This window comes from Croceibacterium atlanticum (assembly GCF_001008165.2).
Classification (GTDB): Bacteria; Pseudomonadota; Alphaproteobacteria; order Sphingomonadales; family Sphingomonadaceae; genus Croceibacterium_C; species Croceibacterium_C atlanticum.
On record NZ_CP011452.2, the window covers coordinates 1,520,590 to 1,546,929 of the forward strand.

Here is a 26,340-nt window from a genome sequence, read left to right on the forward strand (position 1 = left end):
CTCTTCCAGCCGAGCGCTCCGTCTCGCAGGGCGCAGATGCCGAGGGCAAGATGCGGAGATGCGCGCTCAGGCGCAGTCGATACAGTGATCCGCCTGCGCGCCGCTTTCCACCTGGATCGTGGCATGGCCGATATGGAAACGCTCCTCCAGCCCATGTGCGACTTCGTGCAGGAAGGCATCGCCGCGATGGCCGCCGGGCATGACCAGATGCGCGGTCAGCGCGGTTTCCGTCGTGCTCATCGGCCAGATATGCAGATCGTGCACGGCCTGCACTCCATCAAGCTGTGACAGGAAGCCGCGCACTTCGCCTTCGTCGATATCGTCGGGCACGGCCAGCAGGCCCATCTTCACGCTATCCTTCAGCAGGCCCCAGGTGCCCCAGCCGATCACCAGCACGATCAGCAGGCTGGTGACAGGATCGATCCACAGCCTGCCGGTCAGCAGGATCAGCAGACCCGCCACGACCACACCCAGGCTTACCAGCGCATCCGCCGCCATATGCAGGAAGGCACCGCGAATATTGATGTCGCTCTTGCGTCCGCCGACGAAAAGCAGCGCGGTGGCGGTGTTGATCACGATGCCGATCCCGGCGACCACGATCATGGTCATCCCCTGCACCGGCGCGGGGTCGTAAAAGCGGTGGATGGTTTCAAACAGGATCGCGCCGAGCGCCACCATCAGCAGGCCGGCATTGGCCAGCGCGGCCAGAATCGAACTGGCCTTGTAGCCATAGGTGAAGCGGGCATTTGCAGGCTTTGCCGCCATGATGGAGGCGGCCCATGCGATCACCAGGCTGAGCACGTCCGACAGATTGTGCCCGGCATCGGCCACCAGCGCCATGGAGCCGGAAATGAAGCCATAGCCAGCCTCCACCACCACGAACACGGAATTGAGCACGATGCCGATTGCAAAGGCGCGGCCATAACTGGCCGGCGCGTGGCTATGGCCGGCCGAATGACCGTGCGAATGCCCGTGGCTATGTGAGTGTGCGGCCCCCATGTAATTCAGTCATAGACGCAGGCGTCGAGCCCGTCACGCCTGACGACACCAATTCGTGCCTGGATCGTATTGCCATAGCGGCGGGTGAACCCGGTCGGATTCACCACCGGGCGCTCTTTCGGCAGCGGCAGGGCCGCCGCCATGCGTGCCGCCTCCATCCGGCTCAGCCGCGCGGCGGAATGGTTGAAATAACGCTGCGCCCCGGCCTCCACGCCATAGGTCCCGATCCCGGTTTCCGCGACGTTGAGATAGACTTCCATGATCCGCCGCTTGCCCCAGATATTCTCGATCAGGAGAGTGAACCAGGCCTCCAGCCCCTTGCGGAAATAGCCGCCGCCCTGCCACAGAAACACGTTCTTGGCCGTCTGCTGGCTGATGGTGGAACCGCCGCGTATGCGGCCGCCCCTGGCATTCTGTTCCATCGCCTTTTCGATCGCTTCGCGGTCGAAACCATTATGGCTGCAGAACTTCCCGTCTTCGGCGGCGATCACCGCGCTGACCATGTTCCGGTCGATGCGGCTCAACGGCTCCCAATCCTTGGTGATCGAATTTTCGTCCATCAGCATGGTCGCCGTCACCGGCACCGGCACGAAACGGAAGATCACGACCAGCAACAGGCTGATCGCCACGAAAAGCACGATTGCCCAGATCAGGAAACGGAGGATGCGGATCGCCATGCTGCTTTTTTATTTCTTCACCCGGCAATATGCTAGCACCCCTAACGATAAGAGGGAGAGACTGTCATGGTACAAATTGTCGGCTGGCTTGGGTGCTTTTATCTGGTCGTAAAAGCTATGGAATTTCAAGCCGATCCCAGATTTCGCAACACCGAGGGCGAGCTGAACGGGAATGCGGCAGTTGCAGCCTTGATCTCTTGGGGCGGCGCAATCGCATTCGCCGTTTGGATCTGGGCCCAAGGTCAAGCGATAGACTACGCCTTTTGACGCCTCAAAGCCAAGACGGGCCCAGTCCCCAAGGACTGAGCCCATCTCTTGGCTTTGCAATTCAGGCCGCCGGCAGCAGCTTCTCGCCGGCAATCCGCTGCATTGCCTTCTGCAGCTTTTCGAAGGCGCGAACCTCGATCTGGCGGATGCGTTCGCGGCTCACTGCATAGACCTGGCTCAGCTCTTCCAGCGTCTGCGGATTTTCCGTCAGGCGCCGTTCCGTGAGAATATGCTTCTCGCGGTCGTTCAAACTGTCCATCGCCTCCACCAGCATGCCGTGGCGCACTTCGGCCTCTTCCGCATCGGCAACCACCGCGTCCTGCAACGGGCGGTCATCGGTCAGCCAATCCTGCCACTGGCCGGAGCCTTCCTCGTCACTGCGCATGCTGACATTCAGCGAAGCATCGCCGCCCATCATCATGCGCCGGTTCATGTTGATCACTTCCTGCTCGGGCACGCCCAGATCGGTGGCGATCTTGGTCACGTCCTCGATGCTGAGGTCAGTGTCTTCATAGGCTTCCAGCTGCTTTTTCATCCGGCGCAGGTTGAAGAACAGCTTCTTCTGCGCGGCGGTGGTGCCCATCTTCACGAGCGACCACGAGCGGAGGATGAATTCCTGGATGCTGGCCTTGATCCACCACATTGCATAGGTGGCGAGGCGGAAGCCCCGATCGGGCTCGAACTTCTTCACGCCCTGCATCAGGCCGACATTGCCTTCGGAAATCAGGTCGCTCACCGGCAGGCCATATCCGCGGTATCCCATGGCGATCTTCGCCACGAGCCGCAGATGGCTCGTCACCAATTGCGCGGCAGCTTCCGGATCTTCATGTTCCTGATAGCGCTTGGCGAGCATATATTCCTGCTCCGCCGTCAGCACGGGGAATTTCTTGATCTCGGCCAGATAACGGTTGAGGCTCTGCTCGCCGCCAAGTGCCGGAACCGACATTCCCTTCTTGATCTTCGCGTTGCTCACTTTTTTCCCAAACCTTTCTTTTGTCGGCCTTCCTGTTTCGCGGACCCCTGCCGGGCATCCGCAGGATGTGGCCACACCACCCCAATCCACTTCCATAACGCTCTTCTATACCGGATTATCCCGGTTTGCGGCTGCATTTCGTCGATCTCAGCAACCGATTTCGTCGATTAAACTGGCCATGTCCGGCGGCAATTCACTGACGAATCGCAAAGTCTCCCCCGAGACCGGATGAGTAAAGCCGAGAATGGCCGCATGAAGCGCCTGCCGGCTGAAGCCGAGCCTCTGGAGAACCGGACGAATCTGCGAATTGGCACGCCCATAGACAGGATCTCCCAATAGCGCATAGCCAATTGACGACATATGAACGCGCACCTGGTGCGTCCGGCCTGTTTCCAGCCTGCATTCGACGAGCGAACATCCACCCATATTTCGAATCGTCTTATAGTGCGTAACCGCGCGTTTGCCGCGCGAGGATTCCTTGGGCAGCACTGCCATTTTCTTTCGATTGGCATCGGAACGCCCGATCAGCGTCTCGATAGTGCCCTGCGGCGGCAGGGGCTGCCCGTTCACAACGGCGAGATAGGCCCGTTCCAGCGAGTGATCGGCAAATTGCCGTGCAAGCCCTTCATGGGCGGCATCGCTCTTGGCGACGACCAGCAGGCCCGACGTATCCTTGTCGATCCGGTGCACGATACCTGGACGGGCGACCCCGCCAATTCCGGACAATCCACCCGCGCAGTGATGCAGAAGGGCATTGACCAGCGTGCCGTCAGGATTGCCGGCAGCGGGATGGACCACCATTCCGGCGGGCTTGTCCACCACCACCAGGTGATCGTCCTCATACAAGATCGGGATGGGGATATCCTGTGGAAGCGCCTGTGGATCGGTTGGGGGTGGCAGATGGATTTCAAACGCCGCCCCTGCTGCCGCCTTCGCAGATCCGCTGGTGGCGGCCTTCCCGCCCAGCGTCACCTTACCCTCGGCGATCAGCGCCTTGACCCGTTCCCGCGAAAGGCCGCTCGCCTCCGCCAGCGCCTTGTCCAGGCGCGACGCGACGCTCACGGTTCCGGTGATGACCTCCCCTGCTCCCATGCTAGATATGTGGGTGATGGAGATCGAGGTAACAAGCGCCGTGCTGAAGCGATTGCGAAGCGAAGCGGAACGAGCCGCGCCGGAGGAATGTTGCGGCATCCTTCTGGGCGGGGGAAACAGCATCGCCGATGCATTGCCCGCCGCCAATGTGGCGCAGGATCCGCGCCGCCATTTCGAAGTGGACCCGCAAACCCTCGTCGATGCTCACCGGGCTGCACGGGCGGGCGGGCCGGAAGTGGCCGGTTATTATCATTCCCATCCCATGGGGCCGGCATTCCCTTCCGCGACGGACCGGGCCATGGCATCGGGCGACGGGCGGATCTGGGCCATAATCGGCAAAGACGATGTGACGTTCTGGCGCGACGGCGAAGAGGGATTTCTACGCCTTTCCTGCCGCCTGCGGGAACGCTAAGGGCGCAATACCGCCAAGCGGCGCGGCCTCGGCTTTCCGGCTGCCGGGAGGGCTCACGATCCGCGACATGCGCTTAAGCCCCTTCGGACGGCAGACTGCCGATTGTGTCGCACCCGTATTCATACTAGGCTTCGGAACACTGAATGACTTCTTCTACCGACCTTGCTGCCCTGCTCTGCTCCCGTCTGTGCCACGACATGCTGAGCCCGATTGGCGCGCTCAATAACGGGCTGGAGCTGTTGTCGGCCGAAACCGATCCCGAAATGCGCAAGCGCTGCCTGGAACTGCTGGAACAGAGCGCACAGATCAGCGCAGACAAGCTCAAATTTTTCCGCCTGGCCTATGGCGCGGCCGGGGGATTCGGCGAAGCCGTACCGGTGGAAGAACCCCGGCTGTTGATTGAAGGGCTGGTGGCCGGCAATGAACGGCTCAAGCTGGAATGGGCAGTCGCGGAAGAAACGCTGGCCAAGCCCGTGGTGAAAGTCCTGCTCAATCTCGCGGCGATCGGGATCGACACGCTGATCCGCGGCGGAACGCTGGCGATCGGCGCGGAAAAGCGCGACGGGGCGACTGAAATCGCTATCCGCGCGGCAGGCCCGCGAATCGCCTTCGATGCCAATATCGGCAAGGCGCTGGACGGCCTGCTGGACGAAGCGGATTTGTCCGGCCGCACGGCACCGGCCCACCTGATCCGCCTGCTGGCCGCCGAATGCGGCGGCGGCGTGCAATATGCGCTGACGGACGAGGCGCTGATAATGGGCGCGATCCTCCCCGATGGCTGACGAGCTGGTCCATCGCGAGCAGCCTTCCCCCAATTGGGACGAACGGTCGCTGCCGGTGACGATGGCGGTTCTGCATTACACCGAAATGGAATCGGCCGAAGCCGCGCTGGACCGGCTGACCGATCCGGAAGCCAAGGTCAGCGCGCATTACCTGGTCAGCCAGGATGGCGAAGTGACCAGGCTGGTGCCGGAAGAAAAGCGCGCCTGGCATGCCGGCGTCAGCTATTGGCGCGGCCTGCGGGACATCAATTCCGCCAGTATCGGGATCGAACTGGACAATCCCGGCCATGCGCTGGGCTATACCAATTTCACCAATGCGCAGATGGAAGCGCTGGTCCCGCTGCTGAACCGTATCGTCCGGCAATATGACATCCCCCGGGCCAATGTTGTCGGCCATTCGGACATTGCACCCGCACGCAAGATCGATCCGGGCGAACTGTTTCCGTGGGAATGGCTGGCCGAATATCGCCTGTGCCTGCCCCGCCCCGCAAAACTGGATCTGGGCGACCCGTTCGACAATGACGGGGCATTCTATCTCGCGCTTGAACGCTTCGGCTATGACATAACGGACGGGCACAAGGTGGTGGAAGCGTTCCAGCGGCGCTGGCGGCCTGACCGGATCGACGGGCTGATAGACGGGGAAATCCGGGCAATCCTGTTCCAGCTCCTATTGGATCGCGACCGCGGTCATACTAGATAGGCCCCGTGCCGGGGAGCCGGGCAGCCGCGTGCTTCGACAAGCTCGGAAGAGCAGGTCGGGGGCGAGGAAAGTCCGGGCTCCACGAAACGAGGGTGGCGGGTAACGCCCGCCGGGTACGGGGCTTGCACCCGGGCCCAGGGAAAGTGCCACAGAGAATATACCGCCGATGGAGCGTGAAGCTCACAGGCAAGGGTGAAAAGGTGCGGCAAGGGCGCACCGGGGGGCCGGCAACGGTCACCGCATGGCAAACCCCACCCGGAGCAAGACCGAATAGGGGCGGCGCGTCGGTTTCGTGCCGGCAGGCGTGTTTCGCGTCAGTCGCCCGGGTTGGTTGCTAGAGCGGCCTGGCAACAGGTCGCCCAGATGAATGGCTGCCACCGCGGATACGGTCCCGCATGGGATACCGTCCGCGGTACAGAACCCGGCTTACAGGCTCCCCGGCACAACCGGACCGTCAGGCTGAAACGAGATGCGGCGCACTATTGGCCGGTGAATGGCGCGTGCTGACCTGCCCATTCTCCTCGACCGCTTCGATATAACGCCTCCGGTCCCCTTCCAGAACCAGCGCCGTAAGCCTGCCGGAAACATAGGCGCCCGTATCGATGCCGATGCGATTGCCGCGATCTTCAGGATCGTCGCGGATCGTGTGTCCGTGCACCACCACATGGCCGTGCGGGGCCGCATGGGACAGGAAGGGTTCACGAATCCAGCGCAGGCTGCGCGGTTTCTGTTCTTCCAGCGGAATGCCCGGTTCGATCCCGGCATGGACGAACAGGTAATCGCCAATGGCGTACATGTCCTCGAAACTTTCGATGAAGGCGATGTCTTCCGCAGGCACGGCCTGGCGCATCAGTTCCATCGTTTCTTCCAGCGAGGCATTCTCGTACTTTCGGCGATCCAGGCCATAGCTGAGGATCGTCTCCCGCCCGCCATGGCGCAGGAAATGGCGCATGGTTTCCTTGTCGGAAAGGCTGTTGAGAAACATCTCCTCGTGATTGCCCGCCAGGATCGCGACCTTGCGGCGCGCCTGCCAATCCCGTGCGAGAGCGATCACGCCCGCACTGTCCGGCCCGCGATCGACCAGATCGCCCAGCAACACCACGGTCGTTTCGGCAGGCGGCGCGGCGGCGTCATCCTGCTCGATCGCCATCATCAGCGCTTCGAACAGATCCCGCCGTCCATGGATATCACCCACGGCATAGGCGCGCTGCCCTTCGGGCACGATTGCCCTGACCGACCCGGAGGCCGTTTCCTTGCGATTTATGAGTTTACGTAGTGTTTGCAGCATATGTCCGCGACCAATTATCTACCCCTAATGCATGATGTGGCAAGTTGGGGCCAGACCTCCAGACGCGTTGCGCGATTACCCTTTCGCACCGCTGAATGTGATGCGGAAAGTCCACACAAATTCACACTGCAAGAGAACTGACGCAATTATTCTTGTGCACAGCAGCATGAATGTGCAGGTTAATTGCGCGTTCGTAGAAAACAGTCCGTCCAATAGAGACTGGATCTCGGCGCGCAGGTGGGACGAGGCACGATTATCCAAGGCAATTTTGAGGGAAAATGCCAATGCTTACGTCCATTCGCGGTCTGATGGCCGCTACTATTATCGCCGGAACTGCTTTTGCTGCCACGCCGGCACTTGCCAATGGCGATTCTTCCGTTTCCGTGTCAGCCAATGCTGCCGTGGTGACCGAATATCGTTTCCGCGGCGTCGATCTTTCCGGCGGCGATATCGCCATCCAGGGCGGCATCGACGTGGGTCACGAGAGCGGTTTCTACGTCGGCACCTGGGGCTCCTCGCTGGACGAGGACACCGTGGGCTACGGCCACACCGAGCTCGACATCTATGGCGGCTGGAGCGGCAGCCTGTCCGACGTGGTTTCCGCCGATGTCGGCGTGATCGCCTATCTGTATCCGAATGCGGGTGCCGGCGATTATGACTATGTCGAATTCTACGGCTCGCTCGGCGCCACGTTCGGCCCGGCAGATGCCACTGTCGGCATCGCTTATGCGCCCGATCAGGATTCGCTGGGCAGCACCGACAATTTCTACATCTATGGCGATCTGGGCGTCGGTATCCCGAACACCCCGATCAGCCTGTCGGCTCACCTCGGTTATACCGACGGCTTCCTCACCTATACCAACGATGCCAAGGCTTTCGACTGGTCGCTGGGTGCGGATCTTGCGCTGAATGACAATCTGTCGGTCGGCGTGGCCTATATCGGTGCCGAAGGCAACTATGCGCCGGGCGCCTATAACTTCACCGACGATACGGTCGTGGCGACGCTGTCCGCGTCCTTCTGATCCATCGTATCAGCGGAAATTCGGGGCCCGTGCCGCAAGGCGCGGGCCCTTTTCGTTAATGCCGGAAGATTTCAGCGCAGGTAGAAATCCACGGTCGTGACCACGCGGACCTTCTTGTAAGGCGTTTCCGCCACGCCCCAGCCGCCGCCATCGCCATCCCGCGCATCGATCGAGAAATAGCCCTGCGTGGCCTGCTTGATGCCGCCCACGCCCGTTCCGCTGTCATTGGCAAATTGCTGGGCGGCAGCGCGTGCATCCCTGGTCGCTTCCGCCACCATTTCCGGCTTGATATCGTTCAGCCTGGTGAAGGTGTAGGACATGCCCGATCCTTCCTCCAGCACGACGCCGCGCCGTACGAGATCGAACTGGTTGCGCACTGCGCGTTCCGCCCGTTCGATATCGTTGGTGCGCAAGGTCATGCGCTGGCGCACCGTGTAATTCGTGATGCCGTTCTGGGTATAGGTGGACACGTTCACGCCGGTGGTCTGCAGCGCATCCTCGGGAAAACCCAGATCGCCGAAGAAGGCGCGGATGGAGGACGTATCCCGATCCACGCTGGCCTGCGCACTGCCGAGATTTGCCGCCGTGGCGGAATAGGCGATGGTCCATGTGGCAAGATCGGCCGTCACTTCCCGTTCCGCCAGGCCGCGCACCGTCACGGACCTGTCCGCCACCCGCGCCCGCGTCAGCCCGTCGCCCAGCAAATAGCCGCCCGCCACCACGCCCACGGCAAGGATGGCCGACGATGCGAGCAGCGCACGACTATTTGGCAAACGCCAAAAAGCGGTGGCGGAAGCTGTGTCCCCGGGGCTATTATTGGACATGAACGGTTCTCCTCAATGAACTGCCGGATCCTGCGATTGCGGCGATGAACCGTGTTTGAATAGAGACGAATGGAGCGATCCGACTAATGGTCAAATATCTTCATAGCATGATCCGCGTAACCGATCCGGATGCGACGATCCGGTTCTTCGAATTGCTGGGTTTGAAAGAGGTGCGGCGGCAGGAAAGCGAAAAAGGGCGCTTCACTCTCATCTTCCTCGCCGCGCCCGGCCAGGAAGGCGATGCCGAAGTTGAACTGACCTATAACTGGCCCGCCGAAGACGGCAGCCCCGCCGAAACCTACGATGGCGGCCGCAATTTCGGCCATCTCGCCTATGAGGTCGACGATATCTACGATGCGTGCCAGCGCTTGTCCGATGCCGGCGTGACCATCAACCGCCCCCCGCGCGACGGCCACATGGCCTTCATCAAAACGCCGGACGGTATTTCCGTGGAACTGCTGCAGAAGGGCGGCTCGCTCGAACCGGCCGAACCCTGGGCCAGCATGGAAAATACCGGCAGCTGGTAAGCAACCGGCCCGGCCGCGCGGCCGACCAAATCAGACAGAACGAAGAGGCCGGGCCGCTTTTTCAGCGCCCGGCCTTTTCTTGTGGCAATGGCAAGACGGCAGATGGCAGCCCGGATCGCGGATCGTCTCATTCCGCTTTCACTTGCCAATTCGCGGGGGAAGGGCCACCTGCGCGGGATGGTTCGCGGTAAGCTCCCCCAGGTCGTCATCATCGGCCGCCCCAATGTTGGTAAGTCCACGCTGTTCAACCGGCTGGTGGGCCAACGGCTCGCCCTGGTCGATGACCAGCCCGGTGTCACGCGCGATCGGCGCTTCGGCTCGGCAGGGCTGCTCGGTCTGGAATTCGAGGCGGTGGATACGGCCGGCTGGGAAGATGACGAGCCGGAAAGCCTGCCCGGCAGAATGCGCGCGCAGACGGAAGTCTCCCTGAAAGGCGCCGATGCGGCGTTATTCGTGATCGATGCCCGTGTCGGGCTGACGCCGCTGGATGAAGAGATCGGCCGCTGGTTGCGCGGGCAAGCGGTGCCCGTGATCGTGGTCGCCAACAAATGCGAAAGCACGGCCGGCGATGCCGGTATCATGGAAGCATATTCGCTCGGCATGGGCGATCCTGTGCCGATGAGCGCGGAACACGGCGAAGGCGTGGCCGATCTGTTCGAGGCGCTGCTTCCGCTGATCGGCGACAAGCAGCCGGACGATGCCCCGCCCGTTGTGGAGCTGGACGAACCCGATCCCACCGCGCCGCTGCATCTGGCAATCGTGGGACGCCCCAATGCTGGCAAATCCACGCTGATCAACCGCCTGTTGCAGGAAGACCGGCTGCTGACCGGGCCGGAAGCGGGCATCACGCGCGATTCCATCGCCGTGGACTGGGAATGGACCACCCCCGAAGGCGAAACGCGCCAGATCAAACTGGTCGATACGGCCGGAATGCGGAAAAAGGCCAAGGTCAACGACAAGCTGGAGCGGCTTTCCGTGGCCGACGCCCGCCGCGCGGTCGATTATGCCGAAGTGGTCGTCCTGCTGCTGGATGCCACGCGCGGGCTGGAAGTGCAGGATCTGAAGATCGCCAACATGGTGATCGAGGAAGGCCGCGCATTGATGATCGCGATCAACAAGTGGGACGTGGCGGAAGATCCCAGCAGCCTGTTCAACGGAGTGCGCACCGCATTGGATGAAGGGCTGGCTCAGCTCAAAGGTGTCCCTCTGCTTGCCGTATCGGCCATGACAGGCAAGGGGTTGGACCAGATGTTGAGCGCCGCCTTCCGCGTGCGCGAGGACTGGAGCAGGCGCGTCCCGACCTCCGCGCTGAATCGCTGGTTCGATGATGCCCTGTCGGCCAATCCGCCCCCTGCGCCGGGCGGCAAGCGGATCAAGCTGCGCTATATCACCCAGGTCGGCACACGCCCGCCGCGTTTCGTGGTCTTCGGCACGCGCCTGTCGGATTTGCCGACAAGCTATGAACGCTATCTGGTGAACGGGATCAGGCGCGATCTCGGCTTTGGTGCCGTGCCAGTCCGCCTGACGTTAAAAAGCACGAAGAACCCGTTTACGTAGAAATACGAGTAGGTGCGGCCTGACTTAGCTGCTCCCATCCGATTGCGGGACGGCGGGTTCCGGTTCCGCCTGCGTCTTGAATGAGGGAGAGAAAATTGAAGATCACCCGTTTTGCCCTTGCGGCGATAATCGCAACCGCCCTGCAATCCGCCCCCCTCGCCGCGCAGGAGGAGGTGACTGTCCAGGATCTCGCCGATCGTTGGACGGCTGCCTATAATCAGGCGGATGTGGATGCGATTGCGGCCCTGTATGGGCCGAATGCGGAACTCTACATCCATAATGAAGGGCGTTATGTCGGGCGCGATTCAATTCGCGATTACTGGCTGGGCGATGTCAATCGCAGCAATCCCATCACCGTGCTGAATGTCACCGATTCCGTGCGGGACAGCGAAATGATGCTGGTCCACGGAAATTATCAGGTGCTGGACCGGACGAACGGTGTGCCGCTTGGCGCAGGCCGGTTCGCCCATATCTGGATCCTGGGCGAAGACGGGGCATGGCACCTCGATCGCGATGTCTGGGTGGATCGCAACGCCCGCTGAGGCGATCCGCACTGAAACCGGCCGGGCCCTGCACAAAGCCGGGCCCGGCCGGGTTGGCCCTATTCGCCTTCGTCGCCCACCGGCTTGCTCTGCAACTGGACGTAATTCTGCAGGCCCATCCGCTCGATCTGGTCGAATTGCTTTTCGAGGAAGTCGACATGCTCTTCCTCGCTTTCGAGGATGTCCTCGAACAATTCGCGGCTGACATAATCACGCACGCTTTCGCAATATTCGATCGCATCGCGCAGCAGGGGGATGGCTTCCATTTCCAGGGCCAGATCGGCCTTCAGGATTTCTTCCACCGTCTCACCGACTTTCAAACGGTTGATGGCCTGAAAATTCGGTAGCCCGTCGAGAAACAACACCCGGTCCGCCAACGCGTCGGCGTGCTTCATCTCGTCGATTGATTCTTCGCGTTCCTTCGCCGCGAGTCGCGACACGCCCCAATTGTCCAGCACGCGGTAATGCAGCCAGTACTGGTTGATGGCGGTCAGTTCGTTCGTGAGTGCCTGATTCAGGAACTCGATGACCTTTTCGTCGCCCTTCATGATGTTCTGTTCTCCGCCTTCGCTATGCGCGCATTTGCGACGCGGCGGGCGCCCAATGCAAGGGCACGATCATATTTTCAGGGGCGAAACTGGCAGAAAAGCGCGCTGCTGCGAATGCAAAGCAGCATAGGATCAGGCTGCGGCGAGCGCCATGACCAGCGATGTTTCCCGTTCTTCATTCAGGATATCTTCGGCATCGTCCAGACACTGGCGGCATTGCGGCCGTTTGCCCAATGTTTCGTACACCCTGTCCGCGTCACCATCCGTGGCGCGCGCGGCGCGGCGTAATTCGCATTCCCGGATTGCATTGCAGATGCAGACATACATGTCGGCGAATCTCCTCTGAGGGAGATTGTTAATGCGAACAGGTTGCAATATCAAGCCCGTTCAACGCTTGATATTGAAAAGCCTTCCATAAGTCAGGCAGCGCCACAGCCATTCCAACGGGCCATAGCGGAAGCGGGCCAGCCACGGCCTGGACCAGCCCAGCATCAGCACCCAGCCCAGCAGCACGACCGGCAGCAGGGCCAGCCGGTGCAGTTCGCCATAAAGCCCCCCTGCCCAGCCCTGGAAGATCAGCATCATCACCAGCGATGTGCCGATATAATTGCTGAAGGCCATCCGGCCCGCGGCAATGAAGCGTGCACCCAGCCAGCCGCGCGATGCCGCATCTGCTGCCAGCACCAGCAAGGCAGCCAGCCCCAGGATCATCGCCAGACGCGGCAAGGCCGATGGGCCATTGAAAACAAACTGGGTCAGGAATGGCGGAAAATTCTGCGCCAGCGCCATCCAGCCAAGCGCGGCGGAAACCCCTGCCCCGCCGATAAAGCCGATCCAGCCCCAGCGCTTCATCTTCGCCCGGCCCGCCGCCGCTTCAAAGAAACCCAGCCGGAACAGGGCCATTCCGATCAGCATCAGCGGAATGGTTTCAACCAGGGCGATCAGCAGCATCTGCAGCAAATCCGTGCCCTGTTCGGTCACGCGAAAACTGACCACTGCCGGATAGCTGCCGCCCTGCATCACTTCACGTTCTGCCGAGGCGTCCCTGATCTGCTTGTCCCATTCATCCGACATTTGCGTCCAGGCTTCACCGGCTTCGGCCCGCGCTTCGGGCATGGCTTCCAGCGCGGCCTGCGTCCCCAGCGCGCCGGTCAGCAACAGTGATCCCAGCAGGTACCAGGCTATGCCAACCTTCAACTGCGTCTTCGCCGTCCAATGCAGCATCGACAGGGCGATGAAGCCGGAAACCGCATAGAGGACAAGAATATCGCCCACGAATATCAGGAAATAGTGGATCAGGCCGAAGATCAGCAGGAATATAAGCCGCCGCAGCTGCAATCGCCGCGATCCGCCGCGCGACCATGCCCGCTCCACGAACATATACATGCCCGCGCCGAACAGCAGCGTGAACAATCCACGGAACTTGCCATCCACGAACACGAACTGGAACAGCCAGACCCAGCCATCCGCCGGCTGTTCCCCGCCCGGCATCGCACCGGGCCATGAATAGACCAGCATGGGATGGGCGAAAGCCGTGATGTTGGCGAAGAGAATGCCCAGCACCGCCACTCCGCGCAGGAAATCGAGCGAGACGATCCGATCGGTGCCGGAAACCGGCTGATCCGGCGCCGCGCCATGGCCAGCTTCATGCGCCAGCCCGCTGGATTCATTGATATTCATGCCCGTCCCCCTCGGGCCGTATTATGCCGCATCAAGGGCGCGTAACAAGACAATCCTGACCGGACTTCTTCAGGGCCCGGCACGCGGCATTGGCATCCGCCTGACTGGGATAGCCTGTGGCCAGAAGCCGCGTCACCCGCCCGCTCGGCACCAGCTCCTTGCGCGCGCCGGCCAGTTCGGCACGGCCGCTCAGCTTCGTCCACAGGCGGTCGGCATTGCCGGAAACCGAAAAGGCGCCCAACTGCACCGCCCAGGGGGCAGAGCCGCGCTCCGCCTTCGCTGGCCTGCTTGCCACTGCGGGTGCCGTTTCGCTGCGTGCTTCGGCCCGCTGGCGGACTGGCGGGGAACTGGCGGGCGCCTCGCCCCGGGCATAGGTCGCGCCAGCTTCGACCGGGCTGTTCGTGCCCGTTGCACTACGCGCTTCTTCTATCGCCGCGCGGGCCGCCGCGACGGAGGGCGAAATTGCTGTGGTCGGGATCGGGCGGGGAACGCTCATGGATGAACTGGGTGCGGGCCGAGCAGCAGCGGCGGAGGAGGTAACGCCCGTATCGGCATCGCCGCCAAGATCCACAGCGGCGAATTGCCGCGCCTGTTCCGCCTCCGCCTCTCGCCGCATGTCCACCGCAAGGCTGGCCGCCTGCTGGCGCTGCTGAAGGGGAATATACTGGTCCATCTGGGCCAGCGCCGGCGCGGCCTGTGGCAGGCCGGTGGAATTGGCCAATGTCACCAGCGCATAGGCGCGAATCCAGTCACGGGGCACGATGTCACCGTTGAAATGGGCGATGCCCAGAAGATATTGGGATCGCGGATCGCCCCTGCGCGCTGCATCCTGCACATAAGGCAGGGCGGCCGTGCGCCTGCCGTCCTGGAACAGCATCAATCCATAGGTATCGGCAGCGCGGACATGGCCCAGCGCGGCCGCCCTGGCATATAATTGTTCCGCCCGGGCCGTATCCATCGGCACGCCGCGCCCCAGCCGATAGGCCTGGCCCAGATTGAACATCGCATCGGGATCGCCCGCTTCGGCGGGCCCTTCCCATTCGCGGACAGCCGCGGCGTAATCCCCGCGAGTCCATGCATCCACGCCATCCTTCACATCGGCCAGCGCCTGGCCGGGCATGAATGCGGACAGCATGGCGGCGATCGCCCAGATTGGCCTGGCTCTTCCCGATGCCTTCATGCCTGCCCTCAATCGATGGATCCCAGTGGTTTCGCAGGCTGACATAGTGAACGGGTCGTTAGCAAAAACTTTATAGCCCCGGCCGAATTACTGTCGCCAGGCCAAGTCTTTACACAACCATGCGCAACACGCCGCCCGTTAACTCAAATTTTAGGGTGATCTGCGATCCCCGATTCAGGAATTGCCGGGCGTTCCATTCCTGCCCGGCCTGAAATCAGGGGAAACGGCCTTGCGGGTTTTGGCATTGGCATCTCAAAAAGGTGGCTCCGGCAAGACGACACTTTCGGGTCATCTGGCGGTACAGGCACAGCGTGCCGGCGCCGGCCCGGTCGTACTGATCGATATCGATCCACAGGGCTCTCTGGCGGATTGGTGGAACGAGCGGGAGGCGGAATATCCCGCCTTCGCCCAGACCACCGTGGCCCGCCTTGCCAGCGATCTGGCGATTCTGCGCCAGCAGGGGTTCAAGCTGGCCGTAATCGATACGCCGCCGGCCATTACCATGGCGATCCAGTCGGTCATTTCCGTGGCCGAACTGATCGTGGTGCCGACGCGCCCCAGCCCGCACGATCTGCGCGCCGTGGGTGCGACGGTCGATCTGTGCGAGCGTGCGGGCAAGCCGCTGATCTTCGTGGTCAATGCCGCGACGCCCAAGGCGCGGATCACGTCCGAAGCAGCCGTGGCCCTTTCCCAGCACGGCACGGTTGCACCGATCACATTGCATCACCGCACCGATTTCGCCGCTTCCATGATTGACGGCCGCACGGTGATGGAAGTCGATCCCAATGGCCGCAGCGCGCAGGAAGTGGTCGGCCTGTGGAATTACGTGGCCGATCGGCTGGAACGGAATTTCCGCCGCACCGTGTTCGCTGCTCCCAACGGCATGCAGCAGGTTCCCGGCATTCATCGCGCGCAGGGCGGCTTCGGCCGCCGGGTTGCGCAGTAACAGGCGGACAGGATGAACGATCCGAAACCCTTTGCTTCGCTTGGCGCGACATTGCTGGCCCGCAAGGGCGGTGCCCGCCCGGCCATGCGCCCACAATTCGCGACCATGGGCGCGCTTGGCGTAGAAGGCGCAAAAGCGCTGTCGGCCGACGGTTCCAACCCCGATCTGGAAGATCTCGGCTGGAACGACATGGGCCATGAAGAGCATGAACGCCGCGAGGCGAATGTTCTGCCGCTAACCCCGTCCCCCAGCAATCCGCAGACCGAGGCCGAAGCGCGCGCCGACGATGAACTGGCCCGTGCCGAAGTTGCCCAGGCAGAAGCCGCGCCCGAACAACTGGCCCAGACAACACAGCCCGAGATTGCATCCTGGCAGAACAATAGCTGGGAAAGCGAAGTCTCGCCGGTTGCCGCGCCGCAGGAATCGCAGGAACAGGCCGCGATTGTGCAGCCGCTGCGCAAACAGGCAAAACCGAAGCGCAGCCAGCGCCGCCGTGCGATCGACCAGGGCCGCCGCGCCGCCTTTACCCTGCGCCTTGACGAACAGCGCCATCTCAAGCTGCGTCTTGCCAGCACGGTGCGCAATCGCAGCGCGCAGCAATTGGTAACGGAAGCACTCGATCGCTTCCTGGCTGAACTCCCCGAACTCGATGCCCTCGCCGCGCAGGTCAATCGCGGTTCCAGGAAAGCCTAATCAACGGAAGACAGGCCATGCAGCGTAATTCCAGCACCAGCTTCGCGATGGGTCTTGCCCTTACCAGCGCAATGACCGGGGCACTCCTGGCCGGTTGCGCAACCAGTGCAATGCCCGCGGCCAATGTGTCCGCCAGCAAGGCCGAAAACGCGCTGGCCAAAGGCAAGCATGACAAGGCGATCGACTATGCCGAGGCCTCCGTCATGGCTGAACCGCGCAATGCCGAATATCGCGCCATGCTGGGCAATGCCTATCTGGATGCGGGCCGATTTGCCTCCGCCGCGACATCTTTTGACGATGCGATGCGGCTGGGGGACAATACCGCGCGCACCGCGCTCAGCCTCGCTCTAGCCCTTACGGGTGAAGGCAAGCATGGCGAGGCCGCTGCCCTGCTCAACGATTGGGAAGGCGAAATTCCCGTATCCGACCTGGGCCTGGCACTGACTATTGCCGGCCAGCCGGAACGCGGTATCCATCTGATGACCAACGCCATCCGTGGCGGCGAAAATACCGCCAAGATGCGCCAGAACCTGGCTTTCAGCTATGCGATGGCGGGCCGCTGGCGTGAAGCCCGCCTGATGGCATCGCAGGATGTCCCGGCGGACAAGGTGGGCGACAGGATGCAGGAATGGGCCCTGCTGTCCAATCCCAATGCCTGGCAGGCACGTGTGGCGAATTTGCTGGAAGTGCCCGCAGGTGTTGCCGATGGCGGCCAGCCAACCATGCTGGCGCTGATCGACAATCCGCAGGCAGAACAGCTTGCCGCGCAGGCCAGCGCGCTGGAAAACATCCCGGCTCAGGACGAATTGCCGCCAGTGGAACTGGCCGCCATGCCGGAAGCCGAGGCGAAGGAACCCGCCGCCAAGATCGTCTCAATCGATCCCGACGTGAAACCGGAAGGGCCCGCAGCGCCCGCGCCGGCACCCGCCAAAAAGTTTGAATCGGCCTTTGCCGCCCCGGCGGCAGTGAAGCTGGATGCGGCCAGCTTTGCCGCGCCCGCCCCCACCTCGGCTAAGGCAGCCCAGCCCGCCCCGGCAAATATGGCGAAGGTTGCCGCGGTCGCCCCGGAGGCGCCCGCCAAGGCTGCCGCCCCGGCAAGAATAAAGGCCGATGGCACGCATATGGTGCAATTGGGCAGCTTCTCCAGCGAACAGGGCGCGCGCCGTGCATGGGGCATCTATACCAAGCGCTACCCCGAACTGGCCGGCCACAAGATGATCATCAGCGAAGCCATGGTGAAGGGCAAACGCTATTGGCGCGTGGCCGCTGCCGGCTTCGGCCGGACGGATTCCCGTTCCATGTGCGGCACGGTGAAATCAAGGGGAGACGGTTGCTTCGCCTATGCCGCGGATCGATCCCTGCCCGGTTCGGTGGATGCGGGCGTGCGCATGGCGCGCCGCTGAAGCCGGTCACGAATTACAGGTCAATCCGGCCCCGTCGATCATTCGGCGGGGCCGTTTTCGTTTCTGTCGGCGGCGATCAGTCTCCGGCAGCCACGCCGCCCTTCCACAAGGCCGTGACCCGGCCCTGCACCGGCTGGCCGTCAAACGGTGTATTCCCGGCAAAGGCGGCCATCCGGGCAGAATCCACCACCCATGGTTTTTCCGGATCGACGATTGCCAGATCCGCTTCCCAACCCTGGCGCAGGGCACCCGCTTCCACGCCCAGCAGGCGCGCCGGGTTGGCCGCCACCAGATCGAAGGCGCGCGCCATGTCGATCACCCCGTCGCGCACCAGCGTCAGCACCATGGCCAGCAGCGTTTCCGCCCCGGCCATGCCCGGTGCCGCATCGGCGAAGGGCAAGCGCTTGTCTTCCGGGCCGCGCGGATCGTGGCCGGATGAAACCACGTCGATCGTGCCATCGCCAATCGCTTCGATCACGGCCTGGCGGTCCGCCTCTTCCCGCAAGGGCGGCGAAAGCCGGGCAAAGGTGCGGAAATCCATCAGGGCCAGGTCAGACAGCATGAAATGCGCCGGGGTCACGCCCGCAGTCACCGCCACGCCGCGCGCCTTCGCTGCCCGCACGAGGGCGAGCGCCTCCCGCGTCGTAACCTGCCGCAGATGCAGCCTTGCATCGGCCAGTTCCGCCAATGCGATGTCACGCGCCACGGCCAGCGCCTCCGCCTCTTTCGGCGCGCTGGGCAGGCCCAGCCGCGTGGCCATCTCGCTCGCCGTTGCAGCGGCTTTCCCGGCCAGGCCGCCATCTTCCGCATGGCTGACCACCACCAGGTCCAGCATGGCGGCATAGCGCAGCAGGCGCAGCATTGCGCCGCTATCGCCTATCCATTGGCGGCCCGTGGCCACGCCCTTGGCACCGGCTTCGCGCATCAGGGCGATTTCCGCCATCTGTTCGCCCTCCAGCCCCCTTGAGGCCGCGGCCAGCGGATGAACCCAGAAGTCGGGCTTTCCGCTCTGCGCCGCAAACCGGACCCGCGCCGGGTGATCCAGCACCGGGTTCTGGTCCGGCATCAGCGCCGCACGGGTGATCCCGCCGAAATGGAAGGCCGGCTTGTCTATCGCGAAAACGCCGAAATCGACGAGGCCCGGCGCCACCAGTTTCCCGGCGGCGTCCACCACTTCGTCATCTTCTGCCAGATCCACATCGCCAATTGCCTGGATCCGCCCTTCGACACAGCGCACCGCGCCGGGTCGCAAACCTTCAGGCGTGACCAGCTGGCCGCCGGTAATGGTCAACGGGCGCATCTGTTTCATGCCCATTCTCCTTCCGGCCCTGCGCCCCAGCCCTGCACGCCCCGCGCACGGCGCGTCAGCACATCGAGACAGGCCATCCGGATCGCCACGCCCATTTCCACCTGATCGGTGATTATCGATTGCGGCAGGTCAGCCACGTTGCTGTCAATTTCCACCCCGCGATTCATTGGTCCGGGATGCATGACGATGGCATCCGGCGCAGCGCGTTGCAGCCGCTCCAGCGTCAGCCCGAACAAATGGCGATATTCGCGCGGAGACGGGATGAACTGCCCGTCCATCCGTTCATTCTGGAGGCGCAGCATCATCACCACTTCCGCGCCGTCCAGCGCGGTGTCGAAATCGCTCAGCGGCTCAACGCCCATTTGTTCGATCCCGGCGGGCATCAGCGCGGGCGGTGCGCAAAGGCGAACCACGGCACCCAGCGCCTGCAGGCAGAGGATGTTCGACCGGGCGACCCGGCTATGCAGGATATCGCCGCAGATCGTGACTTTCAGACCGTTGAATTCCTGCCGCCCGCGTTCCCGCAATTTGTGGCGCAGGGCCAGCGCATCCAGCAGGGCCTGGGTCGGATGTTCATGCTGCCCATCCCCGGCATTCAGCACCGGGCAGGCCACCTTGTCCGCGATCAGCTGCACCGCGCCGGAACTGCCGTGGCGGATCACGATCGCATCGGCGCGCATCGCGTTCAGCGTCACCGCCGTATCGATCAGCGTTTCGCCCTTCTTCACGCTGGATTGCGCGGCATGCATGTTGACCACATCCGCGCCCAGCCGCTTGCCGGCGATTTCGAAGCTCAGCAGCGTGCGCGTCGAATTTTCGAAAAAGGCATTGATGATGGTGAGGCCGGCCAGCGCATCGGCATGTTTGGTAGGCCGCCGGTTCAGCGCCACCCATTGTTCCGCCTCGTCCAGCAGATAGAGAATCTCGTGCGTTTCCAGCTGGCCGATACCCAGCAGGCTGCGGTGCGGAAAGGCTCTTGCACCCGCCGGATAGCGGGAGCCTGCCTGGGGGATGTCTGATGCTGCCATTAAAGCCAAGCCCCTAATAGAGCGGTTTCGACTGCTCAAGGAGTTTTGGTGCCTGTTGCGCGCTTTCCGGTGGAACGCGGGCCAGCTTGCCCCTAGTCTGGGCAGACAGAAATTTTCCGGGGTCGAGGCATTTATGAGTTTCGCAGGCAAGGTCTGGCGTCTGCTGGTCGGCATCAAGGATGCGCTGGCTCTTATCTTCCTGTTGCTGTTCTTCCTTGCCTTGTTCAGCGTGTTGAGCGCACGGCCAAGCCCCGGCACGGTCCGCGAAGGGGCGCTGTTGCTGGACCTTGACGGCACCGTGGTGGAGGAAGTTTCCCCCATCGATCCGGTAGAAGTGCTGCTGTCTTCCGCCCTGCCCACGCGCGAATATGCCGCGCGCGATCTGATCCGCGCGATCGACGGCGCCGCCGCGGACGAACGGATCAAGGTGCTGGCGCTGGACATGACCAGCTTCCTCGGCGGTGGGCAGGTGCATTTGCAGGAAGTGGGCGAAGCGCTGGACCGGTTCCGCGCGGCCGGCAAGCCGATCCTGGCCTATGCCGTGGCCTATAGTGACGATTCCATGCTGCTGGCCGCCCATGCCAGCGAGGTGTGGGTCGATCCGATGGGCGGCGCGGCCCTTACCGGCCCCGGCGGCACGCGGCTGTTCTATGGCGGCCTGATCGAACGGCTGAAGATCAATGCCCATGTCTTCCGCGTCGGCACGTATAAGAGCGCGGTCGAACCCTATATGCGCAGCGACATGTCGCCCGAAGCGCGCGAAAATTACCAGGCGCTCTATGGTTCGCTGTGGACCGAATGGCAGGCGAATGTGAAACAGGCCCGCCCCAAGGCCGATCTGGAAGCGGCGGCCCAGCGCGCGCCGGAACTGATCCGCGCTGCTGGCGGCAATCTGGCGCAGGCGGCGCTGCAGGCCGGGCTGGTGGATCGCACCGGCACCCGCGTGGAATGGGGGGAACGGCTGGCCCAGATCGCGGGCGAGGACCGCTGGAGCAGTGAACCGGGCGCCTTCGCCGCGACCGATCTCAAGACCTGGCTGGCCGCCAACAAGCCCGCCAGATCGGGCGGCAGGATCGGGGTGATCACCATTTCCGGCGAAATCAGCGACGGGGATGCCGGCCCCGGCGAAGCAGGCGCGGAACGGATCGTCGGCCTGCTGAACGATGCGCTGGACGACGATCTGAAAGCGCTGGTGGTGCGCGTCAATTCGCCCGGCGGCACGGTTACGGGATCGGAAGCGATCCGCCGCGCCATTCTGCGCCACAAGGCGAAGGACATCCCGATCGCGATTTCCATGGGCAATGTCGCGGCCAGCGGCGGATATTGGGTTTCCACCGCGGGCGACCGCATCTTTGCCGAACCGGAAACCATCACCGGGTCGATCGGCATTTACGGCGTGTTGCCCACTTTCGAAAACGCGCTGGCCGAATGGGATGTCCACTCCGACGGTGTGCGCACCACGCCCCTGTCCGGCCAGCCGGACGTGCTGGGCGGGCTGACGCCGGAAGCGGCGGACGTGATGCAGCTGACCATCGAATCGGGATATGAAACCTTCCTGTCGCTGGTCGCCAGATCTCGCGGGATCACGCGCGAACGGGCGGATGAGCTCGGCCAGGGTCGTGTCTGGGATGGCGGCACTGCGCGGCAGATGGGCCTGGTGGACCAGTTTGGCGATTTGCAGGTCGCCCTCGCCTGGGCGGCGCAGCAGGCGCAATTGAAGGACGGCGCCTGGTATGCCGATTATCTGGGCGCGGAAGACGATCCCTACGCCCCCATGCTGGAACGGCTGCTGGGGGAAAACACGCGCGAAACCGCCAGCATGGACATGTTTGCATTGCTGGCCCGCCGGCAAGGCGCGCTGGCGGATCGCGTGGCGGATGACTTGTCCGGCCTGCTGGAAATCCGCGGTGCGCAGGCCCGCTGCCTCGAATGCCCGCCCATCATCGCAACCGGATCGCGCCGCACATCGGGCAGCGGCACATTGTTGCAACGGATCGCGGCGCGCCTGATGCTGGACTGAACAGCCACAGAATGCTTGCCAGCGCCGCCCGACCATGGCAAAGGCGCGCCCCTGCCAGAATCGCAGAGTTCAGGCGGGCGCGTAGCTCAGTGGTAGAGCACACCCTTCACACGGGTGGGGTCGCAAGTTCAATCCTTGCCGCGCCCACCATCTTTTCAGATACTTAGCTGAATAGATGGCCCCACTACTTCGTTCAGGGGTATTTTCGGGGTAGTGAAAAGAAAGCGACCCGCAGTGTCCTGCGAGCCGCTTCCTTCGGTCCATAGCCTTGGATACCTCTCCCCGGCGTTCGCCGGGGCTGTTTCTACGTACAAGGCTTCGACTGGCGAAGAACGCCGCGTCGGGACTTAAGCCGATTGTTTGTGCTTGGGCTGCGTGAGTGCCTTGCTCCGAGCCTTCGCCTCCTCCTTCGCTTGCGTGAACTCAGGCTCGAGCTCCTGCATCTTCTTCACCAGTCCCGAGAGGTCGTACTCGTTGCTGGTCTTGCCCTTGCCGGGCTTGGTTCGCCCGATCCGACGAATCAGACCTGCGCCTTCCATCTCGGCGATGTGTCGCTGAATTTGACGCGGGCTCATTCCCATACGCTCAGCAATCGTCGCCTTCGACGGCCAAGGCCTCCGTTCCGCAGCCCACCACTGATCGAGGAGCTGCATCACGATGTTGAACTGGACGGGGTTGAGCCCGATCCTCGCTTGCGCCTTCATCAGCATAGAGGGCGTGATGCAAAAGCCTACGTCCATCACAGGCTTGCCGAACTTCTTCTCCGAGGCCTTGCGTGTGTCGGGCTTACCGGCCATCGCCAGAAGGTTGACGAAGTCGACGACCTTGGCCTCGGTGTCGTTTTTGGTATTGTCGCTCATCATACCGCCTTTCGATGGTCTGATAATGCGCCCAACAGAGCGATTTGCAAGCGATACGATAGGACGTTTGCGACCTATGCGACGAGACATCGAGGACTTGTGGCTACAGTCGCCACCGGCCTATGAAGTAGGACGCGTTCCGAACCGCCACGCATCGTAACGGTCAGCACGAACTAGTACGGTGGAGCCCCAGACGCTGACGTCCTATGGGGCACGCCTTTTCCAAGCTAATATTGGCGCTCATTCGTAATTGGGTGCTCGATTCTGATACCGGCCTCCTCGAGAAATTCCTTAAAGCCGATGGTGCGAGCCCTCGCTTTCGAAGGGCTTGCGGCATCGGAGGCAAGGCCGGGTCTCGGTCGGCATGGGCTCGCCATGCACGTCCCGGCGCTTGTCCCCATGTGTGTCATGGCCCGCGTTGCTCACGCGACTTCGAGCAGCGTCAACGTCGATCCGCAGGCCTAGCGTTGACCATCGCTTATTGTGTCACGAACGAGAACCACCACATCATCACTCCAGCCCGGACACACTCCCATCCGCAGAACCGCCAAGCAATTCCAGCAGCAGCGAGGTGCCTGCTGGCTCGTTGTCCTGTCTTGCAAGCTCTTCGGCGGTGGCGATGGCCATGGCTCGGTATGTCGGGAGCAGGGCCGGGGCGTGTTTTTCCAGTGTCGCCAGGTGATCGCGGATCGTGCCTGCATCTCCGCGCTTCACGGGGCCTGAAAGCGCGTCGAAACCGCTGGCCAGCACATTGTCCAGGGCAGCGTGAACGAGCGGGGAAAGCAGGCTGGCCGGATCGTCCACTCCGGCCGTTCTGAGCGCATCCAACGCCCCGCTCAGAAGTGTGACGAGGTGGTTTGCCGCATGGCACAGGGCCGCATGATACAGCGTCCGGTGATCTTCATCGATCATCACCGGCACACCTTCCAGAGCCTCCACAATCGCGCGGGCACGGCCGGTCGCTTCCTCCGGCGCGGCCGTGATGGCAAAGCGGGCGCCTGCCATTCTCGCGCTTTCCAGTTCCGGCTGGCCGGTGAAGGTCATCGCCGGATGGATCGCCGCGGTTTCGGCCCCGAGGGCGAGCAGCGGCGCCAGAATATTCGTTCCGCTGCCGCCGCTGACGTGAAAAACCAGCTTGCCCTGCCATTGCACCGGGGCCTGGGCAATCGTCCGGACGATCCCGGCGATGGCATCGTCGGACACCGCGATGGCGATCACATCGGATCGGGCGAGGAGAGCGGGAAGCGAGGCTTCGGCATGGCCTCCGGTCTCACTGGCGGCGGCCCTGCAGCTATCGGGCGAGCGGCCCCAGAGAACAGGCGCGCCCATGCCGCGCCGCACGAGCCCGCAGGAAAGCGCGCGTGCCACCCGGCCGGTTCCGATGATCCCGACCTGTCCGACGGGGAATTTCTCTTTCACGCCCCAGCGATAGCCCCGGCAATCCATTGTTTCCACCCGGATCGGTGGTCAGGGCGGGCCGCAGTTCAGTTCTTGCCGAACAGGGCGCGCAATTCATCCTTTGCCCGTTCCAGCTTTTCCCTGTCTGCTTTCGACAGATTGCCGCCGGCGCGGTTGATGTAGAAAGTCAGCATGCTCATTGCCGATTGCAGCGGCGTTCCCTTGCGCCGTTTGCTCTGTTCGGCAGACCGTTTGAGCGATCTGGCGATGTCCTTCGGATCTTTCCAGGTGAAAACGCCCTCTTCCAGATCCAGCGAGTCCGAACCTTCGGTAACGTTTTGAGACCATTTTTCCGTCATGGCGGCATCATCCCGGATAGGGGCTCTTCTTCAGCAGGCCTGCGAGATGGGCGGCATTGGACGCCACCATTTCGGCTGTCTGGGCGGTCTTGTCCGGAACTTTGGAAAGATCCTTGAAATCGGTTGAGCCCATGGCTTCCCCGACCCAGTAGCAGGCCGCCACGGCGGGCACGGTCCATCCCGTGTCGTTCAGCGCCTGAAACAGGCTGGCCGATACGCAATGCGCGCCGTCTTCATTGCCCACGATCGCGGCGATGGCGACTTTCGAATAGCTGGGCATACGGCCGTTCTCATCGGTTTCGCCGGTAAAAGCATCCATCCGTTCCAGCGCCCGTTTCGCGATACTGGACATTTGCCCCATCCAGATGGGCGTGCCGAATATCAGGATGTCATGGGCGAGGATCTTCTTGCGCAATTCGGGCCAGTCATCCCCCTTCCCTTCATCCGATGTTACGCCGGGTTTCATGTCATGATCGGCCAGCCGAATGGTTTCCGCCAGCTTCACGCCCTGTTTTTGCAGTTTCTCTTCCAGGACGGCAATCATCGCATCGGTCGATGACTTGTCCCCTCCGCTTTTCTTCAGCGTTGCGTTCAGCGCGATCGCGGTAAGATCCGACATGTTTTTCATCCTCTTGCCGATTTTGGTCTTCCCGCTTGCAACGGTTTGAATTTCAGATCGTTTCTCGGGCTGAACCAACAAATCACTCCTCCTGCCGGGTTTCAGAAGGGACATATGGATGAGCCGGAACAGAACCATTGCCGATCTGGTGGACCAGCTGGGCGAAGCCCGCTGTTCGGATGGTCCCAGCCTTGCCGTGGTGGAAAGCTGCACCGGCGGCATGTTCTGTTCCTCCCTTGTCGCGAACCCGGATGTGAGCGGCGCCCTGGAACGCGGCTTTGTCGTCTATTCGAACGAGGCGAAATGCGATTTGCTGGGGCTGGACCGCGCGGAGGTGGAGGCTTGCGAAGGTGTCAGCCCCGAACTGGCGGACAAGATGGCGCAGGCCGGGCTGGATCGCAGCCGCGCCGATATCAGCATTTCGATTACCGGCTTTGCCGGCCCGCAGGAGAATGACGAGGAAGTCGGGCTGGTGCATATCGCCCTTGCGAAACGGGAAACGGCAGGAGAGCGGCAGACATGCCATTTCGGTGACATCGGGCGCCGGGCCGTCTGCGAAGAATCCGTGGCGGCCGCGCTGAAACTGTTGCTGGCGAATATTCGCCGCGATTGACCGCTTCCCGGTGCTTGCACGC

The 26,340-nt window shown here is 62.7% G+C and carries 29 protein-coding genes, 1 tRNA gene and 1 other RNA gene; 15 read left to right on the forward strand and 16 right to left on the reverse strand.

Features of this window, described 5'->3' with window-relative positions; genetic code table 11:
- Positions 1-66 precede the first annotated feature (66 nt).
- Entirely contained in the window at positions 67-999 is a 933-nt protein-coding gene (locus WYH_RS07195; protein ID WP_046903306.1) for a cation diffusion facilitator family transporter, read from the reverse strand.
- 5 nt (positions 1,000-1,004) lie between these two features.
- Complete coding sequence (gene mtgA / locus WYH_RS07200; protein ID WP_046903307.1) at positions 1,005-1,676, reverse strand: monofunctional biosynthetic peptidoglycan transglycosylase; 672 nt, start codon at positions 1,674-1,676, stop codon at positions 1,005-1,007.
- Positions 1,677-1,742: 66 nt separating this feature from the next.
- On the opposite strand from mtgA, the gene WYH_RS07205 reads away from it, so the two are divergent.
- Complete coding sequence (locus WYH_RS07205; protein ID WP_046903308.1) at positions 1,743-1,943, forward strand: hypothetical protein; 201 nt, start codon at positions 1,743-1,745, stop codon at positions 1,941-1,943.
- A 61-nt stretch (positions 1,944-2,004) separates the two neighbouring features.
- Here the strand turns inward: WYH_RS07205 and rpoH are convergent, their stop codons facing one another.
- On the reverse strand, positions 2,005-2,889 hold the full coding sequence (rpoH, locus tag WYH_RS07210) for an RNA polymerase sigma factor RpoH (protein ID WP_082348080.1): 885 nt from the start codon (positions 2,887-2,889) through the stop codon (positions 2,005-2,007).
- A gap of 174 nt (positions 2,890-3,063) precedes the next feature.
- Positions 3,064-4,008: an RluA family pseudouridine synthase gene (locus WYH_RS07215; RefSeq protein ID WP_046903309.1), complete on the reverse strand. Its 945-nt coding sequence runs from the start codon at positions 4,006-4,008 to the stop codon at positions 3,064-3,066.
- A gap of 16 nt (positions 4,009-4,024) precedes the next feature.
- Between WYH_RS07215 and WYH_RS07220 the strand changes: the two genes are divergently transcribed.
- The 4 genes from WYH_RS07220 (at position 4,025) to rnpB (ending at position 6,347) form a co-directional block, all read left to right on the forward strand.
- A complete protein-coding gene (locus WYH_RS07220; RefSeq protein ID WP_082348081.1) occupies positions 4,025-4,420 on the forward strand; it encodes a M67 family metallopeptidase in 396 nt (131 codons plus the stop codon).
- Between the two features lie 143 nt (positions 4,421-4,563).
- A complete protein-coding gene (locus WYH_RS07225) occupies positions 4,564-5,202 on the forward strand; it encodes a histidine phosphotransferase family protein (RefSeq protein WP_046903311.1) in 639 nt (212 codons plus the stop codon).
- Positions 5,195-5,902 (forward strand): N-acetylmuramoyl-L-alanine amidase, encoded by a 708-nt coding sequence (locus WYH_RS07230; protein ID WP_046903312.1) that lies wholly within the window; start codon positions 5,195-5,197, stop codon positions 5,900-5,902. The genes WYH_RS07225 and WYH_RS07230 overlap by 8 nt, the downstream gene beginning before the upstream one ends.
- An 8-nt stretch (positions 5,903-5,910) precedes the next feature.
- Positions 5,911-6,347, forward strand: an RNA gene (rnpB, locus tag WYH_RS16035) — RNase P RNA component class A.
- A gap of 9 nt (positions 6,348-6,356) precedes the next feature.
- On the opposite strand, the gene WYH_RS07235 is transcribed toward rnpB, so the two are convergent.
- A complete protein-coding gene (locus WYH_RS07235; RefSeq protein WP_046903313.1) occupies positions 6,357-7,190 on the reverse strand; it encodes a metallophosphoesterase family protein in 834 nt (277 codons plus the stop codon).
- A gap of 284 nt (positions 7,191-7,474) precedes the next feature.
- Between WYH_RS07235 and WYH_RS07240 the strand changes: the two genes are divergently transcribed.
- Complete coding sequence (locus WYH_RS07240) at positions 7,475-8,212, forward strand: TorF family putative porin (protein WP_046903314.1); 738 nt, start codon at positions 7,475-7,477, stop codon at positions 8,210-8,212.
- A 71-nt stretch (positions 8,213-8,283) separates the two neighbouring features.
- On the opposite strand, the gene WYH_RS07245 is transcribed toward WYH_RS07240, so the two are convergent.
- A complete protein-coding gene (locus WYH_RS07245; protein WP_082347890.1) occupies positions 8,284-9,036 on the reverse strand; it encodes an SIMPL domain-containing protein in 753 nt (250 codons plus the stop codon).
- Between the two features lie 86 nt (positions 9,037-9,122).
- Between WYH_RS07245 and WYH_RS07250 the strand changes: the two genes are divergently transcribed.
- The 3 genes from WYH_RS07250 (at position 9,123) to WYH_RS07260 (ending at position 11,662) form a co-directional block, all read left to right on the forward strand.
- Positions 9,123-9,563: a VOC family protein gene (locus WYH_RS07250; RefSeq protein WP_046903315.1), complete on the forward strand. Its 441-nt coding sequence runs from the start codon at positions 9,123-9,125 to the stop codon at positions 9,561-9,563.
- A 177-nt stretch (positions 9,564-9,740) separates the two neighbouring features.
- Positions 9,741-11,120 (forward strand): ribosome biogenesis GTPase Der, encoded by a 1,380-nt coding sequence (der, locus tag WYH_RS07255; RefSeq protein ID WP_046904913.1) that lies wholly within the window; start codon positions 9,741-9,743, stop codon positions 11,118-11,120.
- Between the two features lie 95 nt (positions 11,121-11,215).
- Entirely contained in the window at positions 11,216-11,662 is a 447-nt protein-coding gene (locus WYH_RS07260) for a YybH family protein (protein ID WP_046903316.1), read from the forward strand.
- A 59-nt stretch (positions 11,663-11,721) separates the two neighbouring features.
- Here the strand turns inward: WYH_RS07260 and bfr are convergent, their stop codons facing one another.
- The 4 genes from bfr to WYH_RS07280 all read right to left on the reverse strand — a co-directional run bounded on the left by bfr (position 11,722) and on the right by WYH_RS07280 (position 15,070).
- On the reverse strand, positions 11,722-12,210 hold the full coding sequence (gene bfr, locus WYH_RS07265) for a bacterioferritin (RefSeq protein WP_046903317.1): 489 nt from the start codon (positions 12,208-12,210) through the stop codon (positions 11,722-11,724).
- 132 nt (positions 12,211-12,342) lie between these two features.
- Positions 12,343-12,537: a (2Fe-2S)-binding protein gene (locus WYH_RS07270; protein ID WP_046903318.1), complete on the reverse strand. Its 195-nt coding sequence runs from the start codon at positions 12,535-12,537 to the stop codon at positions 12,343-12,345.
- A 60-nt stretch (positions 12,538-12,597) separates the two neighbouring features.
- Positions 12,598-13,890 carry a DUF418 domain-containing protein gene (locus WYH_RS07275; RefSeq protein WP_046903319.1) on the reverse strand — a complete coding sequence of 431 codons (1,293 nt, stop codon included), beginning with the start codon at positions 13,888-13,890 and terminating at the stop codon, positions 12,598-12,600.
- Between the two features lie 31 nt (positions 13,891-13,921).
- Positions 13,922-15,070: an SPOR domain-containing protein gene (locus tag WYH_RS07280; protein WP_053833442.1), complete on the reverse strand. Its 1,149-nt coding sequence runs from the start codon at positions 15,068-15,070 to the stop codon at positions 13,922-13,924.
- Positions 15,071-15,299: 229 nt separating this feature from the next.
- Here WYH_RS07280 and WYH_RS07285 point away from each other — a divergent pair, with 229 nt between their 5' ends.
- The 3 genes from WYH_RS07285 to WYH_RS07295 are packed head-to-tail and all read left to right on the forward strand — an operon-like array spanning position 15,300 to position 18,112.
- A complete protein-coding gene (locus WYH_RS07285) occupies positions 15,300-16,016 on the forward strand; it encodes a ParA family protein (protein WP_046904914.1) in 717 nt (238 codons plus the stop codon).
- A 12-nt stretch (positions 16,017-16,028) separates the two neighbouring features.
- Positions 16,029-16,709, forward strand: a complete 681-nt coding sequence (locus WYH_RS07290; protein ID WP_046903321.1) for a hypothetical protein — start codon at positions 16,029-16,031, stop codon at positions 16,707-16,709.
- A gap of 17 nt (positions 16,710-16,726) precedes the next feature.
- Positions 16,727-18,112 carry an SPOR domain-containing protein gene (locus tag WYH_RS07295; RefSeq protein ID WP_053833443.1) on the forward strand — a complete coding sequence of 462 codons (1,386 nt, stop codon included), beginning with the start codon at positions 16,727-16,729 and terminating at the stop codon, positions 18,110-18,112.
- A gap of 76 nt (positions 18,113-18,188) precedes the next feature.
- Here WYH_RS07295 and WYH_RS07300 read toward each other — a convergent pair whose 3' ends face one another.
- Positions 18,189-19,421: a dihydroorotase gene (locus tag WYH_RS07300; protein ID WP_046903322.1), complete on the reverse strand. Its 1,233-nt coding sequence runs from the start codon at positions 19,419-19,421 to the stop codon at positions 18,189-18,191.
- Positions 19,418-20,449 (reverse strand): aspartate carbamoyltransferase catalytic subunit, encoded by a 1,032-nt coding sequence (locus WYH_RS07305; RefSeq protein ID WP_046903323.1) that lies wholly within the window; start codon positions 20,447-20,449, stop codon positions 19,418-19,420. The genes WYH_RS07300 and WYH_RS07305 overlap by 4 nt, the downstream gene beginning before the upstream one ends.
- A gap of 133 nt (positions 20,450-20,582) precedes the next feature.
- Between WYH_RS07305 and sppA the strand changes: the two genes are divergently transcribed.
- Both sppA and WYH_RS07315 read left to right on the forward strand, forming a co-directional pair.
- Positions 20,583-22,469, forward strand: coding sequence for a signal peptide peptidase SppA (gene sppA, locus WYH_RS07310; protein ID WP_046903324.1), 1,887 nt, complete (start codon positions 20,583-20,585; stop codon positions 22,467-22,469).
- A gap of 75 nt (positions 22,470-22,544) precedes the next feature.
- A tRNA-Val gene (locus tag WYH_RS07315) sits at positions 22,545-22,619 on the forward strand.
- A gap of 197 nt (positions 22,620-22,816) precedes the next feature.
- On the opposite strand, the gene WYH_RS07320 is transcribed toward WYH_RS07315, so the two are convergent.
- The 4 genes from WYH_RS07320 to WYH_RS07335 form a co-directional block, all read right to left on the reverse strand.
- Positions 22,817-23,329 carry a helix-turn-helix domain-containing protein gene (locus tag WYH_RS07320; RefSeq protein ID WP_082348082.1) on the reverse strand — a complete coding sequence of 171 codons (513 nt, stop codon included), beginning with the start codon at positions 23,327-23,329 and terminating at the stop codon, positions 22,817-22,819.
- A gap of 510 nt (positions 23,330-23,839) precedes the next feature.
- Positions 23,840-24,775: a Rossmann-like and DUF2520 domain-containing protein gene (locus WYH_RS07325; protein WP_046903325.1), complete on the reverse strand. Its 936-nt coding sequence runs from the start codon at positions 24,773-24,775 to the stop codon at positions 23,840-23,842.
- Positions 24,776-24,813: 38 nt separating this feature from the next.
- On the reverse strand, positions 24,814-25,086 hold the full coding sequence (locus tag WYH_RS07330) for a DUF3175 domain-containing protein (protein WP_046903326.1): 273 nt from the start codon (positions 25,084-25,086) through the stop codon (positions 24,814-24,816).
- A gap of 7 nt (positions 25,087-25,093) precedes the next feature.
- Entirely contained in the window at positions 25,094-25,705 is a 612-nt protein-coding gene (locus WYH_RS07335) for a flavodoxin family protein (RefSeq protein ID WP_046904917.1), read from the reverse strand.
- A gap of 118 nt (positions 25,706-25,823) precedes the next feature.
- On the opposite strand from WYH_RS07335, the gene WYH_RS07340 reads away from it, so the two are divergent.
- Positions 25,824-26,318 (forward strand): CinA family protein, encoded by a 495-nt coding sequence (locus tag WYH_RS07340; protein WP_046903327.1) that lies wholly within the window; start codon positions 25,824-25,826, stop codon positions 26,316-26,318.
- Positions 26,319-26,340 lie beyond the last annotated feature (22 nt).

Excerpts from the sequence above, each read along its gene's own strand:
- WYH_RS07195 (WP_046903306.1), bottom strand. The coding sequence starts at position 999 with ATGGGGGCCGCACACTCACATAGCCACGGGCATTCGCACGGTCATTCG.
- mtgA (WP_046903307.1), bottom strand. The coding sequence starts at position 1,676 with ATGGCGATCCGCATCCTCCGTTTCCTGATCTGGGCAATCGTGCTTTTC.
- WYH_RS07205 (WP_046903308.1), top strand. The coding sequence starts at position 1,743 with ATGGTACAAATTGTCGGCTGGCTTGGGTGCTTTTATCTGGTCGTAAAA.
- rpoH (WP_082348080.1), bottom strand. The coding sequence starts at position 2,889 with ATGTCGGTTCCGGCACTTGGCGGCGAGCAGAGCCTCAACCGTTATCTG.
- WYH_RS07215 (WP_046903309.1), bottom strand. The coding sequence starts at position 4,008 with ATGGGAGCAGGGGAGGTCATCACCGGAACCGTGAGCGTCGCGTCGCGC.
- WYH_RS07220 (WP_082348081.1), top strand. The coding sequence starts at position 4,025 with ATGGAGATCGAGGTAACAAGCGCCGTGCTGAAGCGATTGCGAAGCGAA.
- WYH_RS07225 (WP_046903311.1), top strand. The coding sequence starts at position 4,564 with ATGACTTCTTCTACCGACCTTGCTGCCCTGCTCTGCTCCCGTCTGTGC.
- WYH_RS07230 (WP_046903312.1), top strand. The coding sequence starts at position 5,195 with ATGGCTGACGAGCTGGTCCATCGCGAGCAGCCTTCCCCCAATTGGGAC.
- WYH_RS07235 (WP_046903313.1), bottom strand. The coding sequence starts at position 7,190 with ATGCTGCAAACACTACGTAAACTCATAAATCGCAAGGAAACGGCCTCC.
- WYH_RS07240 (WP_046903314.1), top strand. The coding sequence starts at position 7,475 with ATGCTTACGTCCATTCGCGGTCTGATGGCCGCTACTATTATCGCCGGA.
- WYH_RS07245 (WP_082347890.1), bottom strand. The coding sequence starts at position 9,036 with ATGTCCAATAATAGCCCCGGGGACACAGCTTCCGCCACCGCTTTTTGG.
- WYH_RS07250 (WP_046903315.1), top strand. The coding sequence starts at position 9,123 with ATGGTCAAATATCTTCATAGCATGATCCGCGTAACCGATCCGGATGCG.
- der (WP_046904913.1), top strand. The coding sequence starts at position 9,741 with ATGGTTCGCGGTAAGCTCCCCCAGGTCGTCATCATCGGCCGCCCCAAT.
- bfr (WP_046903317.1), bottom strand. The coding sequence starts at position 12,210 with ATGAAGGGCGACGAAAAGGTCATCGAGTTCCTGAATCAGGCACTCACG.
- WYH_RS07270 (WP_046903318.1), bottom strand. The coding sequence starts at position 12,537 with ATGTATGTCTGCATCTGCAATGCAATCCGGGAATGCGAATTACGCCGC.
- WYH_RS07275 (WP_046903319.1), bottom strand. The coding sequence starts at position 13,890 with ATGAATATCAATGAATCCAGCGGGCTGGCGCATGAAGCTGGCCATGGC.
- WYH_RS07280 (WP_053833442.1), bottom strand. The coding sequence starts at position 15,070 with ATGAAGGCATCGGGAAGAGCCAGGCCAATCTGGGCGATCGCCGCCATG.
- WYH_RS07290 (WP_046903321.1), top strand. The coding sequence starts at position 16,029 with ATGAACGATCCGAAACCCTTTGCTTCGCTTGGCGCGACATTGCTGGCC.
- WYH_RS07295 (WP_053833443.1), top strand. The coding sequence starts at position 16,727 with ATGCAGCGTAATTCCAGCACCAGCTTCGCGATGGGTCTTGCCCTTACC.
- WYH_RS07300 (WP_046903322.1), bottom strand. The coding sequence starts at position 19,421 with ATGAAACAGATGCGCCCGTTGACCATTACCGGCGGCCAGCTGGTCACG.
- WYH_RS07305 (WP_046903323.1), bottom strand. The coding sequence starts at position 20,449 with ATGGCAGCATCAGACATCCCCCAGGCAGGCTCCCGCTATCCGGCGGGT.
- sppA (WP_046903324.1), top strand. The coding sequence starts at position 20,583 with ATGAGTTTCGCAGGCAAGGTCTGGCGTCTGCTGGTCGGCATCAAGGAT.
- WYH_RS07320 (WP_082348082.1), bottom strand. The coding sequence starts at position 23,329 with ATGAGCGACAATACCAAAAACGACACCGAGGCCAAGGTCGTCGACTTC.
- WYH_RS07325 (WP_046903325.1), bottom strand. The coding sequence starts at position 24,775 with ATGGATTGCCGGGGCTATCGCTGGGGCGTGAAAGAGAAATTCCCCGTC.
- WYH_RS07330 (WP_046903326.1), bottom strand. The coding sequence starts at position 25,086 with ATGACGGAAAAATGGTCTCAAAACGTTACCGAAGGTTCGGACTCGCTG.
- WYH_RS07335 (WP_046904917.1), bottom strand. The coding sequence starts at position 25,705 with ATGTCGGATCTTACCGCGATCGCGCTGAACGCAACGCTGAAGAAAAGC.
- WYH_RS07340 (WP_046903327.1), top strand. The coding sequence starts at position 25,824 with ATGAGCCGGAACAGAACCATTGCCGATCTGGTGGACCAGCTGGGCGAA.